21 protein-coding genes are annotated in these 15,379 nt (G+C 38.8%); 17 read left to right on the forward strand and 4 right to left on the reverse strand.

Annotation, left to right across the window (positions count from 1 at the left end):
* The 4 genes from ACI4WO_RS07080 to panB form a co-directional block, all read right to left on the reverse strand.
* The coding region (locus tag ACI4WO_RS07080; protein WP_439806854.1) for a flavoprotein at nucleotides 1–450 on the reverse strand (450 nt) is incomplete at its 3' end.
* 30 nt (nucleotides 451–480) lie between these two features.
* Nucleotides 481–864 carry an aspartate 1-decarboxylase gene (panD, locus tag ACI4WO_RS07085; RefSeq protein WP_439806855.1) on the reverse strand — a complete coding sequence of 128 codons (384 nt, stop codon included), beginning with the start codon at nucleotides 862–864 and terminating at the stop codon, nucleotides 481–483.
* Nucleotides 865–871: 7 nt separating this feature from the next.
* The gene (panC, locus tag ACI4WO_RS07090; RefSeq protein ID WP_439806856.1) at nucleotides 872–1,717 is read right to left on the reverse strand and encodes a pantoate--beta-alanine ligase; all 846 of its coding nucleotides are present in this window, start codon (nucleotides 1,715–1,717) and stop codon (nucleotides 872–874) included.
* A 12-nt stretch (nucleotides 1,718–1,729) separates the two neighbouring features.
* Entirely contained in the window at nucleotides 1,730–2,569 is an 840-nt protein-coding gene (panB, locus tag ACI4WO_RS07095) for a 3-methyl-2-oxobutanoate hydroxymethyltransferase (RefSeq protein ID WP_439806857.1), read from the reverse strand.
* A 203-nt stretch (nucleotides 2,570–2,772) separates the two neighbouring features.
* Here panB and ACI4WO_RS07100 point away from each other — a divergent pair, with 203 nt between their 5' ends.
* The 17 genes from ACI4WO_RS07100 (at nucleotide 2,773) to ACI4WO_RS07180 (ending at nucleotide 15,357) form a co-directional block, all read left to right on the forward strand.
* On the forward strand, nucleotides 2,773–3,693 hold the full coding sequence (locus tag ACI4WO_RS07100; RefSeq protein ID WP_439806858.1) for a stage III sporulation protein AA: 921 nt from the start codon (nucleotides 2,773–2,775) through the stop codon (nucleotides 3,691–3,693).
* Between the two features lie 12 nt (nucleotides 3,694–3,705).
* Complete coding sequence (locus ACI4WO_RS07105) at nucleotides 3,706–4,209, forward strand: stage III sporulation protein AB (protein ID WP_439806859.1); 504 nt, start codon at nucleotides 3,706–3,708, stop codon at nucleotides 4,207–4,209.
* 11 nt (nucleotides 4,210–4,220) lie between these two features.
* Nucleotides 4,221–4,418, forward strand: a complete 198-nt coding sequence (gene spoIIIAC / locus ACI4WO_RS07110) for a stage III sporulation protein AC (protein ID WP_439806860.1) — start codon at nucleotides 4,221–4,223, stop codon at nucleotides 4,416–4,418.
* Nucleotides 4,412–4,804: a SpoIIIAC/SpoIIIAD family protein gene (locus ACI4WO_RS07115; protein WP_439806861.1), complete on the forward strand. Its 393-nt coding sequence runs from the start codon at nucleotides 4,412–4,414 to the stop codon at nucleotides 4,802–4,804. Before spoIIIAC ends, ACI4WO_RS07115 begins: the two co-directional genes overlap by 7 nt.
* Entirely contained in the window at nucleotides 4,801–5,904 is a 1,104-nt protein-coding gene (locus ACI4WO_RS07120; protein ID WP_439806862.1) for a stage III sporulation protein AE, read from the forward strand. The genes ACI4WO_RS07115 and ACI4WO_RS07120 overlap by 4 nt, the downstream gene beginning before the upstream one ends.
* Before the next feature lie 18 nt (nucleotides 5,905–5,922).
* Nucleotides 5,923–6,381 carry a hypothetical protein gene (locus tag ACI4WO_RS07125; protein ID WP_439806863.1) on the forward strand — a complete coding sequence of 153 codons (459 nt, stop codon included), beginning with the start codon at nucleotides 5,923–5,925 and terminating at the stop codon, nucleotides 6,379–6,381.
* Nucleotides 6,374–6,907 carry a hypothetical protein gene (locus tag ACI4WO_RS07130; protein WP_439806864.1) on the forward strand — a complete coding sequence of 178 codons (534 nt, stop codon included), beginning with the start codon at nucleotides 6,374–6,376 and terminating at the stop codon, nucleotides 6,905–6,907. Before ACI4WO_RS07125 ends, ACI4WO_RS07130 begins: the two co-directional genes overlap by 8 nt.
* A 13-nt stretch (nucleotides 6,908–6,920) precedes the next feature.
* On the forward strand, nucleotides 6,921–7,520 hold the full coding sequence (locus ACI4WO_RS07135) for a SpoIIIAH-like family protein (RefSeq protein WP_439806865.1): 600 nt from the start codon (nucleotides 6,921–6,923) through the stop codon (nucleotides 7,518–7,520).
* A gap of 170 nt (nucleotides 7,521–7,690) precedes the next feature.
* Nucleotides 7,691–8,110: a transcription antitermination factor NusB gene (gene nusB / locus ACI4WO_RS07140; protein ID WP_439806866.1), complete on the forward strand. Its 420-nt coding sequence runs from the start codon at nucleotides 7,691–7,693 to the stop codon at nucleotides 8,108–8,110.
* Nucleotides 8,103–9,050 (forward strand): peptidase M22, encoded by a 948-nt coding sequence (locus tag ACI4WO_RS07145; RefSeq protein ID WP_439806867.1) that lies wholly within the window; start codon nucleotides 8,103–8,105, stop codon nucleotides 9,048–9,050. Before nusB ends, ACI4WO_RS07145 begins: the two co-directional genes overlap by 8 nt.
* The gene (gene xseA / locus ACI4WO_RS07150; protein WP_439806868.1) at nucleotides 9,044–10,237 is read left to right on the forward strand and encodes an exodeoxyribonuclease VII large subunit; all 1,194 of its coding nucleotides are present in this window, start codon (nucleotides 9,044–9,046) and stop codon (nucleotides 10,235–10,237) included. Before ACI4WO_RS07145 ends, xseA begins: the two co-directional genes overlap by 7 nt.
* 1 nt (nucleotide 10,238) lies before the next feature.
* A complete protein-coding gene (xseB, locus tag ACI4WO_RS07155; protein WP_439806869.1) occupies nucleotides 10,239–10,406 on the forward strand; it encodes an exodeoxyribonuclease VII small subunit in 168 nt (55 codons plus the stop codon).
* Between the two features lie 18 nt (nucleotides 10,407–10,424).
* A complete protein-coding gene (locus ACI4WO_RS07160) occupies nucleotides 10,425–11,315 on the forward strand; it encodes a polyprenyl synthetase family protein (protein ID WP_439806870.1) in 891 nt (296 codons plus the stop codon).
* A 32-nt stretch (nucleotides 11,316–11,347) separates the two neighbouring features.
* The gene (locus ACI4WO_RS07165) at nucleotides 11,348–11,806 is read left to right on the forward strand and encodes a divergent PAP2 family protein (protein WP_439806871.1); all 459 of its coding nucleotides are present in this window, start codon (nucleotides 11,348–11,350) and stop codon (nucleotides 11,804–11,806) included.
* A 2-nt stretch (nucleotides 11,807–11,808) separates the two neighbouring features.
* Nucleotides 11,809–13,716 carry a 1-deoxy-D-xylulose-5-phosphate synthase gene (gene dxs / locus ACI4WO_RS07170; protein ID WP_439806872.1) on the forward strand — a complete coding sequence of 636 codons (1,908 nt, stop codon included), beginning with the start codon at nucleotides 11,809–11,811 and terminating at the stop codon, nucleotides 13,714–13,716.
* A complete protein-coding gene (locus ACI4WO_RS07175; RefSeq protein ID WP_439806873.1) occupies nucleotides 13,706–14,506 on the forward strand; it encodes a TlyA family RNA methyltransferase in 801 nt (266 codons plus the stop codon). Before dxs ends, ACI4WO_RS07175 begins: the two co-directional genes overlap by 11 nt.
* Nucleotides 14,503–15,357, forward strand: a complete 855-nt coding sequence (locus tag ACI4WO_RS07180; RefSeq protein ID WP_439806874.1) for an NAD(+)/NADH kinase — start codon at nucleotides 14,503–14,505, stop codon at nucleotides 15,355–15,357. Before ACI4WO_RS07175 ends, ACI4WO_RS07180 begins: the two co-directional genes overlap by 4 nt.
* Nucleotides 15,358–15,379 lie beyond the last annotated feature (22 nt).

The following is a 15,379-nucleotide window of genomic DNA, read 5'->3' on the forward strand; positions in this document are numbered from 1 at the left end:
AGGAGGAATAACAGTCCATCCGTATTTTTTAAGTTTTTCTATATTATCCTGAACAACAGGATTAATATACATATTAGTATTCATTGCCGGAGCAATTATCTTATCACATCTGCATGCAAGAGCAGTAGTTGTCAGCATATCGTCTGCAATGCCGTTTGCAAGCTTGCCAATGACGTTTGCAGTAGCCGGAGCAATAAGCAGTACATCTGCTTTTTGTGCAGCGGATATATGTTTTATATCAAACTGGAAGTTCCTGTCAAATGTATCCACCATACATTTACTTGATGTAAGAGATTCAAATGTCAGCGGAGCAATAAAGTTACATGCGTTTGCAGTCATCATGACATCAGTATCGGCATGCAGCTTTACAAGCCTGCTGCATACGCCTGCCATTTTATATGCAGCTATTCCTCCTGTAATTCCCAACAGTACTGATTTTCCTTTGAGCATTATGATTCCTCCCTGTCTGCAAAATCAGCTTTAGAAAATAGTTCCGTGTTTTTCACATTGTGAAATATCTGTGCAGTGATTATTTTCATCAGTTATAATTACCTGTGGTTTATGATTTTCAGCTTCCTCCAGAGTCATTTGAGCATATGCCATTATGATAACCTTATCTCCGGGCTGAGCGCATCTTGCCGCTGCACCGTTCAAGCAAATCACTCCGGAGTTTTCATCGCCCCTTATGACATAGGTTTCAAATCTGCTGCCATTATTAATATTGACAACCTGAACCTTTTCATATTCCATTATTCCGGAAGCTTTCATAAGTGCAGAATCTATTGTAATACTGCCTACATAATTTAAATTTGCTTCTGTTACCGAAGCACGGTGAATTTTGCTTTTAAGCATTGTAACAGTCATGGTAGCTTTAAGCCTCCCCGAAAATAAAGTTGTCAATAAGTCTTGTTTTTCCTATATAAACAGCGGCGGCAACAAGAATGTTTCCCTCTGCCTTGTCTGTGGGGATTATGGTATCAGCATCAACTGTTTTGACATAATCAATTTTAGCCATAGGTTCCTGTTTAATTACTGAAATAATTTTCTGTGAAACTTTTTTCAGATCCTTTTCGCCGTTTTCCAGCATTTTTCTGCCTTCTGCAAGACTGCGGTTTATTACAAGAGCTGCCTGTCTTTCTTCTGCACTTAAATAAGTGTTCCGTGAGCTTTTTGCAAGACCGTCAGCTTCACGGATAATAGGACAGCCGACTATCTGAACATTAATATTCAGGTCTCTGACCATTCTGCGGATAACTGCCAGCTGCTGAGCGTCCTTCTGACCGAAATATGCTTTATCCGGTGAAACAATATTAAAGAGCTTTGACACTACTGTGCATACACCTCGGAAGTGTCCCGGACGGCTTTTCCCGCAAAGTTCTTCTGTAGGACCTGTCATGTCTACAAAAGTACTGAAATCATCAGCATACATTTCACAGGCATCCGGAGCAAAAATCAGATCTGCACCGGCTTCCTCGCATTTTTTCATATCTCTTTCAATATCTCTGGGATAAGCTTCAAAATCTTCTCCCGGACAGAACTGGATAGGATTTACAAAAATGCTTACAACCACCTTGTCATTTTCTCTTGCTGCCCTGATAAGGCTCTGATGACCTTCATGGAGATAACCCATTGTGGGTACCAGACCAATGGAAAAACCGTCCTTTTTCCATCCGGCAATAATTTCTCTTACTTCACTGATTGTTTTTACAAATTTCATAATTTTTATACCTCACTTTTCATTATTAAGCTTTTCAAAGTCAATATCTTCTTTTAAAGTGAAGGTATGCTTTTTATCCGGGAATTTACCGGATTTCACTTCTTCTATATATTTGCTGAAAGCTTCTTTCATACTGTTTCCGATTTCAGCGTATTTTTTTACAAATTTAGGTGTAAAATCAGAATACATTCCAAGCATATCCTGATATACAAGCACTTGCCCGTCGCATTCTGCACCGGCGCCGATTCCAATAACGGGAATACTCAGAATTTCTGTGATATAAGCGGCAAGCTTGTCAGGTACGCATTCCATAACAACTGCGAATGCTCCAGCCTGTTCAACAGCTTTAGCGTCTTTAATAATTTTTTCTGCCGTTTCCTTGTCACGTCCCTGGACTGTAAATCCTCCGAATTTATTAACTGACTGAGGTGTCATTCCGATATGTCCCACAACAGGAATAGAAGCATTTACAATAGCTTTTATGTGTTCGGAAAACTCCGTTCCGCCTTCGAGCTTTACTGCGTTAGCACGTCCTTCCTTCATAAGTCTTCCGGCATTTACAACAGCGTCATATACCGAAGTCTGATAGGACATGAAAGGCATATCAGAAACTACAAAAGCATTTTTTGCACCTCTTGCCACAGCAGCTGTATGATGGATCATATCCTCCATAGTGACAGAAAGCGTGTCCTCGTATCCGAGAACTACCATTCCGAGAGAATCTCCCACCAGTATCATATCAATACCTGATTCATCAATCAGTCTGGCTGTTGAGTAATCATAGGCAGTCAACATAGTGATGCGGTCATGGGAAGACTTCTGCTTCAGAATTGTTGCAACCGTTTTTTTCATAAATAATCTCCATTCTGCCCTGATAAGGGCATTTTTTATGCTTTAAGTGCTATGCGCCTGACAGGTCGCATTCACAGGCATTACTTTTAAATTATAACACATTCACTTATAAATTACAATAATCAGGAGCAAAAATTGTGATGTTCTAAAAGTCAGCTCAGGTGCATAGGATTATAACAACATCAAAAAAGGAAGTGACAAGCATGGCAGACATAAAAAACTACAAAAAAATTATTTCATATTTTCCGGAACGGATATCCGGAGTATTAAGCAGGATCTCCGCTGAAAATATAGGGGGCATTAATGAAATAAGGCTTAGAGTTAACCGTCCGGTGAGCGTTTCATCTTTCGGGCAAAATTATTTTGTCACTGAAAGCGGCAGTCTGACCGAACACAAAGGACTTGGAATTACTGCTGGGTATTCAGATATCAATGAATGTTTCAAAGCGGTCTGCGATTATTCGGTTCATAGCTATCTCAGACAGATTTCAGAAGGTTTTATTACAATTGAGGGCGGCAACCGTGTGGGAATATGCGGAACTGCTGTAACGGGTATGGGCGGCATTGAAACATTGAAATATATAAGCGGTCTGAATTTCAGAATTGCCGGACAGGTTAGGGGATGCGGTGAGCAGATATGCCTGAAGCTGTTTAAGGACAGGCCTTCCGGACTTTTGATAATAGGTCCTCCTTTGAGTGGAAAAACAACAGTTTTGAAAGATATGTGCAGAATTTTAGGAGAGAAATACAGAATATCTGTTATAGATGAGCGCAGTGAAATTGGTGCAGTATATCACGGACAGCCTCAGAATGACATAGGACCTATGACGGACATATTTGACGGATACCCTAAGGGAATCGGAATTACGTCAGCTGTAAGGGTCATGTCTCCTGATATTATTGTGTGTGACGAAATCGGAGGAAGCGATGACTGTAAGGCAATTGCAGGAGCTGTAAATTCCGGAGTTAAATTTATTGCATCTGTTCATGGAAGCTCCTTTGAAGAAATATCTTCCGGCAGATACATGCAGGAGCTTATTAAAACCGGAATTTTTCAGTATTATGTACTGTTAGGTTCCGGAAAGCATCTGGGAGAAATTTTAACAGTCAGAAAAATTATATAAGGAATTATAATTATGATACGATTAATAGGTATACTGTTTATTTTTGCAGCGTCTTCCGGCACAGGAATTCTTATGTCGGACAAAATAAAAAATACCAGAGAAAGAATGGTAAAAGAACGGAAAATGCTTGAGGAAATTTCTGTTCTGATACGCTTTAATTCAATGACTCTTAAAGAAATTGCCGCTGAACTTAATAGTATAGATATATACCGTGATCTGGGATTTTTAAGTAATCTCAACATTCGTTTAAATGAAAAATGCAGTTTTCCAAAAGCCTGGGAGATTTCTGTTTCAGAAGACAAAACTCTTACTCCGGAAGAAAAAAAACTGCTGTCTGAGCTTGGCTGTACGCTTGGATCTACTGATACGGAAGGTCAGCTTTCAACACTTAATATTTATAAGAACAGACTTGATGAAATGATTGAATCGGAAACCGAAAAATATAAAGTAAAGGGGAAAATGTACCGTTCTCTCGGAGTTATGTTCGGAGCAATGATGGGAATTTTAATTATATAGGAGAGTAACAAATGGATGTGGATCTGATTTTTAAAATTGCCGGTATCGGTATTATTGTAGCAGTTCTCAATCTGGTACTTAAGAGGGCAGAAAGGGAAGAACAGGCTATGATGACAACTCTTGCCGGACTGATTGTAGTTCTGATGATGATCATAAGCAGTATCAGTGAATTATTTGATACTGTAAAATCGGTATTCGGATTATGGTAACGGGAATAGTTTCAATCTGCGGACTTTGCATCTGTGCTTCACTTATATGTAAAATAACAGAAAAATATTCAAAGGAACAGGCAGTACTGCTTGTTATCGCAGTATGTACATTTATATTTATGGCTGTTCTTTCAGGAATTCCCGATATTGCTGCTAAGCTTGACGAACTTACCGGTCGTTTGCAGATTGACAGTGAATACATAACAATTCTGTTCAAGGCACTGGGAATATGCTATATTACACAGTTTTCCGCAGATATATGCCGGGACTGCAATGAAACGGCAATTGCGTCCGCGGTTGAAATTCTTGGGAAAATACAGCTTATTGTTCTGGCACTTCCGCTGTTTGAACAGCTTATAGACGTTATAATGGTGATTATGGAATGAAAAAGATTATATTGATTCTGATAATGTTTTTAAGTTTTAGTATGCCTGTGTGTGCTGATGAATTTCAGACGGACGAGCTTTATGAAGCCAGCGGTGCTTCAGGATTATCAGCAGGAGAAATTCTTGAAGAAAACGGTATAAGCTTTGAAGATCCTGAAAGTATTCTGAATTTGAATCCGTCGAAAATATGGAACATAATTAAAGAAATAGCTGAAAATAAAATCACTCAGCCGCTGAAACTCTTTGCTTCTCTTTTTATTGTAATTATACTTACAGCCCTTATAGACGGAACTTCAGGTACTATAAAAAACAAGGGAATTGCGAGAATTTACGAACTGATATGCGTACTTGTCTGTGTTGCTGTATTGTCTGTTCCTGTCTGCAGTTGTATGGAAATTGCTTCAACAGCCCTTGAACAAGGTGCAGAATTTATGATGGGATTTGTTCCGGTGTTTGCCGGAGTTGCCGCTGCCGGAGGGCATATTACATCTGCTTCCGGATATAATCTGCTGGTACTGGGATTTTCAGATGTTGCAATACAGATTGCCGGAAACTTTTTCATGCCTGTTCTGAGTATGTGTATCAGTCTGGCAATAGTAGACGCTGCCTGTGATGCTGTTTCACTGGATGGAATACTTAACGGAATAAAAAAGATAGTCACCTGGGGTTTGGGATTTATAATGACTATTTTTACAGGACTGCTTTCAATACAGAGTATTGTGGGTTCATCGGCAGATACTCTCTCTGTAAAAGCGGCAAAATATGTTATTTCAAACAGTGTTCCGGTAGTCGGAGGGGCTGCATCAGACGCATATACGACAGTGAGGGGAAGTCTTGTTCTTCTGAAAAACGGCATAGGCGGAGTGGGTATTACAGCTCTTGTGGTTATGCTTCTGCCGTCTCTTATACTGCTGTTTCTTTATAAAATATCTTTTTCTGTTCTGGGAGCAGCTGCCGAGGTTTTCGGTACAAAAAAGCTTATGCAGCTTTTTAAAAATATTAATTCTGTTTTGTCCACAGCCATCGGTATTGTTGTTTGCTTTACACTTATGTTTATTATTTCTACGGCAATCATTATGACTGTATGTACAAATATATGAAAACAGAGGTTATATGATATGGAATTTATGAAAAAAATAATTCTTTGTGCATGTTTTTTAAGCATTGTAATAACTATTGCAGATTCAATACAGCCCGGTGAAAAATTCAGCCGTCAGCTTGAAATGATTTTTTCACTGGTTTTTGTTACTGGTATTGTATCAGTGGCACTAAGCTGTGATTTTGACTTTGAAATACCGGCATTTGCAGAGGTTGAAGATTATGACAGTTATAATAATCTTGATGATACCGCTGATCAGGCAGTAAAGGATGAAACAGAAAAAAGAATTAATGAGTATATTGAAAATCTGCTTGAAGAAAACGGCATAGGTTTTGAAAAAATTTCCTCAGAAATTAATATTAATGAAGATAACAGCATAAGTATTAATAGAATCGGTTATAAGGGAGAGGAATTTGAACAAGCCCGCAGTATTATTTGTGAAAATATTGACGCCTCGGAGGTGAACAGGATTGAATAAAATAAATGAATTTTTAGCAAAGCTTAAAAGCGGTGCAGGTATTAAACTTATTATTATTCTGGGACTTGCAGGAATGCTTCTGATAATGTTTTCTGAAATATTTTCCGGTTCTGAAAAAGAAAGCGGAGAGAATATAAAGAATATTGAAACTGACTCAGGGGCATATGAAAATTATGCTCAGGAAATGGAAGCCCAGCTGAAAAAAATTCTTGAGAAGATAGATGGAGTCGGAAAAGCAGAAATTATGATTACTGTGGGTGCTACTGAAGAATATGTATATGCCCAGGAGGGTAAAACCCAGAAAGGTGAAAAAAATTCTTCTGAAGAAAGTCAGTATGTGATTATAGGTTCCGGCGGCGAAAAGCAGGCACTGCTGAAAAAAATAGTAAGTCCTGAAATAAGCGGTGTTGTAATTATATGTGAAGGAGGGGACAGCAATATTGTAAAGGAAAGAGTATATAACGCCGTATCAGCCGCTTTTAATATACCTTCACAAAGAATATTTGTGACAAAATCTAATGAATAAGGAGAAATTCAATATGAAAAAGCCATCATTTATTATCGGAAAAAAACAGATTATCTTAACATGTATGACGCTTATGCTTGGAATAGCAGTTTATGTTAATTATGCACTTACTGATAATGATATCAAGGAAAAGAAAACGGTTTCAGTAAATGCGGATATTTCATCCTCTGAATCGGCATCGGGTACAGACTCTGAACCTGAGGATTCAGAAGATGCAGCAGCTGAAAATTATGGAGAAAGCGAATTTGTAAACGGAGAATCCTCAGAAGATTATTTTGCACAGGCAAGACTTGAAAAAATGACAAACAGAGATGAGGCTGTCCAGACTTTACAGTCAATTATGGGCGGAGGAGATATAACAGAGGATGAAATGGTAACCAATGCTCTTGAAGCAGTTGAGGTTTCAAAACTCATTGAAAGCGAAGGTAATATAGAGTCTCTTATTAAGGCTCAGGGAATAGAAGACTGTGTGGTTTATCTTGACGGTGAAAGTGCAAAGGTAGTAGTAAAAACAGAAGGACTTGACAAAGCACAGGCAGCCGCAATCAAAGATATTATACTGGGGGAAGTTACCATTCCGGCAGAAAATATAAGAGTTTTTGAGGTAAAATAAAGTAAAATATATTAATTATAAAAATAAGGAGTTGTTTATTCTGAAATTTGTGGTATAATGTATATATGAAAAGTGCAGTCTGACGGAAATTTAAGTTTTCCGTCTGTTCTGCTGATATTGATTTTTCGGGAAGCTTGCCCTGAAGCGGACTGTAAAAACGGAGGCCTTATATGACAAGAAGAGAAATAAGAGATAATGCATTCAAACTGATTTTTGAATATCTTCTGAGGGATGACCCTGTTGAAGTATTGTATGAAGAAGCAAAGGAAACAGATGAAATTTCTGTAAACGACGAGGTGAAAAAACTTGTTGAGGGAGTTATTGAAAAGTCCGGAGAGATTGATGAAAAAATCGGTTCGTTCAGTAAAACCAGAGGTATAGCCAGAATTTCCAGAATAAATGTTGCAATATTGCGTATTGCAATATATGAAATTTTATATGATGATCTGACACCTGTAAATGCAGCAATAAGTGAAGCGGTTCTTCTTTCTCAGAAATATTCGTATAAGGAAGATACAAGTTTTGTAAACGGAGTGTTAAGCTCTTTGGCTAAATCACTTCCTATGGAGGAGACAACTGCAAATGCCTGAATTTCTGGGGATTGATACCAGTAATTATACAACATCAGCGGCAGTTTTCAACGATGAAAACAATAAAATTATTCAGAAAAATAAGCTTTTGCCGGTAAAGCCGGGAGAATGCGGACTGCGTCAGAGTGATGCTGTATTTCATCATGTGAGTCAGCTGTCCGGTGTACTTTCGGACATGCTTAATGGTATTGAGGATTTAAAAGCTGTGGGAGTGTCGGCACGTCCCAGAAATGCTGACGGGTCATATATGCCATGTTTTCTGCCGGGAAAAACAGCCGGTGAATTGATAGCTTCTGTATGCAAATGCGATATCTATTATACTGCTCATCAATTGGGACATGTTGCCGCCGCACTGTATTCATGCGGAAAAACGGAGCTTTTTAATGAAAGCTTTATAGCATTTCATGTCAGCGGAGGAACTACAGATGTTCTTCTTTGTACTCCTGACACGGAGGAAATTATCAAAGCAGAGCATATAGGCGGTTCGCTGGATCTGAAAGCCGGACAGGTTATTGACAGAACAGGTGTAATGATGGGACTTGATTTTCCATGCGGAAAAGAGCTTGAAAAGCTTGCACTGAGAAGTGATAAAACATACAGAATCAAAGCTTCTTTAAAGGGTATTGACTGTTGTCTTTCCGGAATTGAAAATCAGTGCAGAAAGCTTTATGAATCCGGAGAATCAAAGGAAAATACTGCAAATTTCTGTATATCTTCTGTTTATGCTGCAATAAGGGAAATGACAATTGCTGTATTGAAAAAATACGGAAATCTGCCGCTTATATATTCCGGCGGAGTTATGTCCTGCAAGATTATTGCTGAAAATATATCCCGTGAATTCGGAGGAAACTTTGCAGAACCTGAATTTTCCTGTGATAATGCTGCCGGAACAGCAGTTATAGCCGCTGAAAAATATAAAAGGAATCATGAAAAATGCTGATTTTATCTGTAACTCAAATAAACCGCTACATATCCTTTAAGCTCAAAGAAGACAAAAAGCTAGGCGGAGTAATGGTAAGAGGAGAAATTTCAAATTTTACTGCTCACCGTTCCGGACATTTCTATTTTACGCTTAAGGATGAAAACAGCTCTATTAAGGCAGTGATGTTCAAAAGTTATGCCGGAGCTGTTAAGTTCATGCCGCAAAATGGTATGAATGTAATCGCAATGGGAAGCGTTTCTGTTTTTGAAAGAGACGGCGTTTATCAGGTTTACGTAACGGATATTATTCCGGACGGTGCAGGTTCTGTTTATGTTGCAAATGAACAGCTTAAGGAAAAACTGAGAAAAGAGGGGCTGTTTGACCAGTCTGCAAAAAGACAGATTCCTCAGATGCCTTCAAGAATTGGTGTTGTTACATCCGGGACAGGTGCAGCACTGCAGGATATTATAAATGTTCTTTCAAGGCGTTATCCGATAGGTGAGCTTGCAGTATTTCCGGCACTGGTTCAGGGTGAAACAGCAGCTGATTCCATAAGCCATGGTCTGACAGATGCCGCAAGAGCTGACTGTGATGTTATTATTCTGGCAAGAGGAGGAGGCTCCCTTGAGGATCTGACACCTTTTAATACAGAAAAGGTGGCTTATGCCGTATATAACAGCAGTGTACCGGTAATTTCTGCTGTCGGTCATGAAACTGATGTGACTATAGCTGATATGGCAGCAGATCTCAGAGCACCTACGCCGTCTGCGGCAGCGGAGATGGTATCAGTATCAAAAGAACAGCTTTATAACAATCTTAGGTATTATGACGAAAAGCTTGATAGTGCGGTATCAGGCAGGATAAATGCTTTTGAAACTACGCTGGAAAAACTGACAGAGCGTCTGCTCAGATTTTCTCCGGAGCATAAAATTGAAAACAATATTCAGAAGTTTGAGGAGCTTTCAAAGCGTCTTAAGCTTGCATATGAAAAAATTATTTCTGAAAAAGAGAAAAAATATATTTCCGGTATTTCCCGAATGGAAGCTATGAGTCCGGTAAAGGTTCTGATGAGGGGATATTCGCTGGTTTACAGAAATGATAAAATAGTAAACAAAGTAAACGAGCTTGAAACCGGAAACGTGGTGGAAATTAAAATGTCGGACGGAACAGTTAAGGCACAAATTATTGCCGGGGAGGAAAACTGAAATGTCATTTGAAGAAAATCTGGCTCAGCTTGCCGAAATTGTGGAAAGCCTTGAAAACGGCAATCTGCCTCTGGAAAAGTCTGTGGAACTTTATGAAAAGGGACTGAAAATATCCGCAGAATGCAAAAAAGAGCTTGATTCGGCAAAGCTTAAAATTACTGAGCATTAATTTTTTAGGAGAGTTCTTATGAACGATAATATGAAAAAAACATTAAATGAATATGTGGAATTTATTGAATCCGGACTGAAAAAATACAGTCTTTCCGGAAAACTCGGACTTCAAAGAAATATTGCCGGGGCTATGGATTACTCTCTTGAAGCAGGAGGAAAAAGACTAAGACCGGTTCTGGTTCTGGCATTCTGCCGTATGTGCGGAGGCGACTATAAAACTGCAATTGCTCCTGCTGCGGCAATTGAAATGATACATACCTTTTCGCTGATACATGACGATCTTCCATGTATGGATGACGATGATTTCAGACGAGGAAAACCGTCTTGCCATAAACAGTTCGGAGAAGCCATTGCAGTACTTGCCGGTGACGCTCTTTCAATCAGACCATTTGAAATTATTGCCGGTTCTCATGAACTTTCCGATTCTGTAAAAGTGAAGCTTATTTCTGAACTTGCCTGTTCATCCGGTGCTGAGGGAATGATAGGCGGACAGGTTATTGATATTGAAAATGAGCAGCGAAAAAATGTAAGTGAAGATAATCTGCGTACGATGTATTCTTTGAAAACAGGCTGTCTTATAAAAACATCCTGTGTTATGGGATGCATTGCTGCCGGAGCTGATGGTGAAAAAATCAGTAATGCCGCAGAGTATGCCCGGTGTATTGGAATGGCATTTCAGATAATTGACGATATACTTGACGTTACCGGAAACGAGGCTTTGCTTGGGAAACCTGTAGGAAGCGATGCAGAAGAAAACAAGACAACATTTGTAACTCTTTATGGTATTGATAAAGCACGGGCAGAGGCTGAAAAATATACATCAAAGGCTATGGAAATACTTGACAGATTTGAAAACAATGAGTTTATTAAGGAACTGACAGAATATATGCTGAACAGAAATTACTGATAAATTTTTGTGTAAGGATGTGAATGCTGCCTATGACAATTTATAATCCGGTGCTGACCGCAGGAGCTTCAGCGTGGTTTGCCGCACAGCTTATTAAAGTTATACTGAATATGATAAAATACAGGAAATTCAATTCAGAACGTATTTTCGGATCCGGCGGAATGCCAAGTTCTCACTCGGCAACAGTCTGTGCCGCTTCTGCGGTTACATTAAGAATATGCGGTCCGGCATCGGCAGTATTCGGTGTTATGTGCATAGTGTCAGTTATAGTTATGTATGATGCTATGAATGTCAGGTATCATTCAGGGCTTCATGCACGTGAAATTAATATGATGAGAAAAGAGTTTAAAAGTCTGGGACTTTTAGATGATAAATCGGATAATAAAACTTCAGGAAAAGAATTAAAGGAGCTTTTGGGACATACCTTACCGGAAGTTATATGCGGGGCAATTCTTGGAATTGCATTCGGTGTGTTTGTCCCTGTACTATAATCATGAATAATAATATCGATGAAGCAAGTAATGTTGTCCTTAATGCTCTTGAACTGCCGGAGGATCTTAAAAAGCTTAATTATGATCAGTGCAGGGAACTTTGCAAAGAGATAAGGCACATATTAATTGATACTGTTTCAAAAAACGGAGGACATCTGGCGTCTAATCTGGGAGCAGTTGAGCTTACTATGGCAATACACAGGGTTTTTGATTCTCCCGATGATAAGATTGTCTGGGATGTCGGGCATCAGTCATATACCCACAAGCTGCTGACCGGGCGTCTTGAAAATTTTAATACGCTGAGAAAAGAAGGCGGAATTTCAGGGTTTACCAAACCTGAGGAGTCCCCCCATGATGCTTTTATAAGCGGACACAGCAGTACTTCCATATCTGCGGCATACGGAATGGCTCAGGCTATGAAAATGGACGGTAAAGACAATCATGTTGTTGCTGTTACCGGCGATGGCGCTCTTACAGGCGGAATGGTATATGAAGGTCTTAACAATGCAGGAAAGTCAGATACTAATCTTATCGTTATTTTAAATCATAACGATATGTCGATTTCAAAAAATGTGGGAGCACTGGCAAAATATCTTTTGAGTATACGAAACAAACAGGGCTATCTTAAAACAAAGCAGTCAGTGGAAAGAGTACTTACAAAAACTCCTGTTCTGGGAAAGCCTATGATAAAGGTACTTAAAACCTCAAAGGATACTGTTAAAAATACAGTTTACCGCCAGAGCAGAAATACTACTATTTTTGAAGATCTGGGATTCATTTATCTGGGACCAGTTGACGGACATAATCTGGAAGAGCTTGAGGAAGTCCTCAAAACTGCCAGAAGCTATCATAAGCCAGTTGTTGTACATGTTAATACAGTAAAAGGAAAGGGATATCAGCCGGCTGAGAAAAATCCGGGAGAATTTCATGGTATTTCAAAATTTGATATTATGACAGGTAATCCGGAAGTATCATCTGATGACTGCTATTCTACTGTTTTCGGACGTGAGCTTTTGCGGCTGGCACTAAACGATAAGCGTATATGTGCAGTTACTGCTGCAATGAAATACGGAACAGGTCTGCAGTATTTTTCAAGTCAGATAAAAGAAAGATTTTTTGATGTGGGAATTGCCGAGCAGCATGCCGTTACTTTCTGTGCGGGACTGGCATCAATGGGGAAACTGCCGGTATTTGCAGTGTATTCTTCCTTTTTACAGCGTGCTGTGGATCAGCTTATACATGATGTGGCTATAGGAAAAAATCATGTTGTTTTGGGGATTGACCGTGCAGGTATAGTAGGTGAGGACGGCGAAACGCATCAGGGAATTTTCGATGTTCCTCTCCTTACTTCAATACCCGGTACTGTAATATATTCTCCTTCATGTTATGAAGAACTTAAAGTCTGTCTTAATGAGGCATTATATAATTGCAGCGGACTTGCCTGTGTCAGATATCCGAGAGGAAATGACTGCTCAAGCTTTGATAAGGATAATCTCAATACTGAATTTACTCTGACAGAAAATGAAGGTTCAGAAATTCTCCTTATTTCATACGGGCGTATTTTCGATGAGCTTTATAAGGCATATACACTGCTTAACAATGAGAATATAAGCTGTGACATTTTAAAGCTTACTAAAATTTTTCCAATAGAAAGCAGGATAATTGAAAAGGCTTTGAAATACAAAAAAATAATATTCTTTGAGGAAAGCAGTGTAAACGGTTCAATTGCTGAATTTTTCGGCAACGATCTTTTGCTTTGCGGTTTCAGCGGAGAATACCATATACGTGGAATTGAGGGATTTGTAAAACAGGCAACAGTTAAAAGTATTCTGGAACGTCTGGGGCTTGACTGTGACTCCATGGAGCAATATGTAAAATCACTTTTGGGTAATAATAAAAATGAGACTTGATGTTGAACTTACAAACAGAAAAATATTTGAAAGCCGGCAAAGAGCCAAAGAAGCAGTTCTTGCTGGGAGAATACTTGTAAATTCCTGTGTGTGTACAAAGCCTGCTTTTAGTGTGACAGATAATGATGTTATTGATATTACAGGCGAGGATTTAAAGTACGTCGGAAGAGGCGGTCTGAAGCTTGAAAAAATGATCATTAAGCATGACCTGCGTTTTGACGGTATGACTTGTATGGATATAGGAGCTTCTACAGGCGGATTTACTGACTGTATGCTTCAAAACGGTGCTGAATATGTTTTTGCTGTTGATGTGGGTTCTGATCAGCTTGCACAAAAGCTTAAAAATGACAGCCGTGTATGCAATATGGAAAAAACCGATATCCGGAATGTTTCAGGCGAGAGTATCGGGGAAACTATGGACTTTATTTCCGTGGATGTTTCATTTATTTCCCTGAAGCTGATTTTGCCTAAAGTTTTTGAGTTTCTGAATGAGGGAGCAAAGGCGGCGGTTCTGGTTAAACCTCAGTTTGAGGCAGGAAAAAGTAAAATCGGTAAAAATGGAATTGTAAAATCAAGGAATGTCCATGTTGAAGTATTAAACGATATTACCGCATTTTCACGCAGTCTGGGATTCGGCATTGAGGATCTGGATTTTTCACCAGTGACTGGCGGAAAGGGTAATATCGAATATCTGATGCTTCTTGTAAGGGGAAAATCAGAAGATGATTATAATGTTAATAAGACGGTAAAAAATGCATTTGAAAATTTAAAAACCGGAGGAAAAGCATGAAAGCGGCCATATTTCCGAATTTTCAGAAGAATAATGCTCTGGATTGTGCCAGAAAGCTTTGCGATATACTAAATATTAATGATATTGAAGTCTATGTTGATAACAGTTATAAAAGTGAATTCAATGACAAGACATTTATTAATTATGGATTATTTGATGAATTTGCCGGAGAATCTGACTTTGCCATTGCTATAGGCGGTGACGGTACGATTTTAAAATGTGCTAAACATATTATTGACGCAGATACAAAGCTTCTGGGCATTAATACCGGAAGACTGGGATTTATGTCTGCTCTGGAGTATGATCAGCTGGACAGGATATCTGATCTTAAATCGGGAAATTATAAAATAAGCGAAAGAATGATGATGAATGTAAAAATTGACAGCGGCGGCAGTATTTATGAGCTTATAGCATTAAATGATGTATCAGTTTCAGGTATATATTCCAGTATATGTGATTTTAATATATATGCTGACGGGAATATTATTGGCTCTTATCGTGCCGATGGAGCTGTATTCAGTACGCCTACAGGTTCTACTGCCTATTCTCTTTCTGCCGGAGGTCCGATTATTGAACCGGAAATGGAATGCATTGAAATGACGCTTATTTGTCCTCATTCGCTATTTACAAGACCTATGATTTTTTCTCCGGAGAAAAAAATAAGATTTGAAAATTCTTTGCAGAGGAATCCGGAAATTTTCGTCAGTGTGGACGGCGGAGAGGCTATTAAATTATCTGTCGGTTCAAGTGTTGAGGTTTCAAAATCAGAACATAAAATCAAACTTGTAAGTATGACAGAAAATTTCTTTTATAATTCACTAAATAATAAATTTATGCATCCTATAAAATAATCGGAAAGGAGGCTCTGAGTAT

The sequence above is a fragment of the Porcipelethomonas sp. genome, from assembly GCF_051893655.1.
Taxonomy (GTDB): domain Bacteria; phylum Bacillota; class Clostridia; order Oscillospirales; family Ruminococcaceae; genus Porcipelethomonas.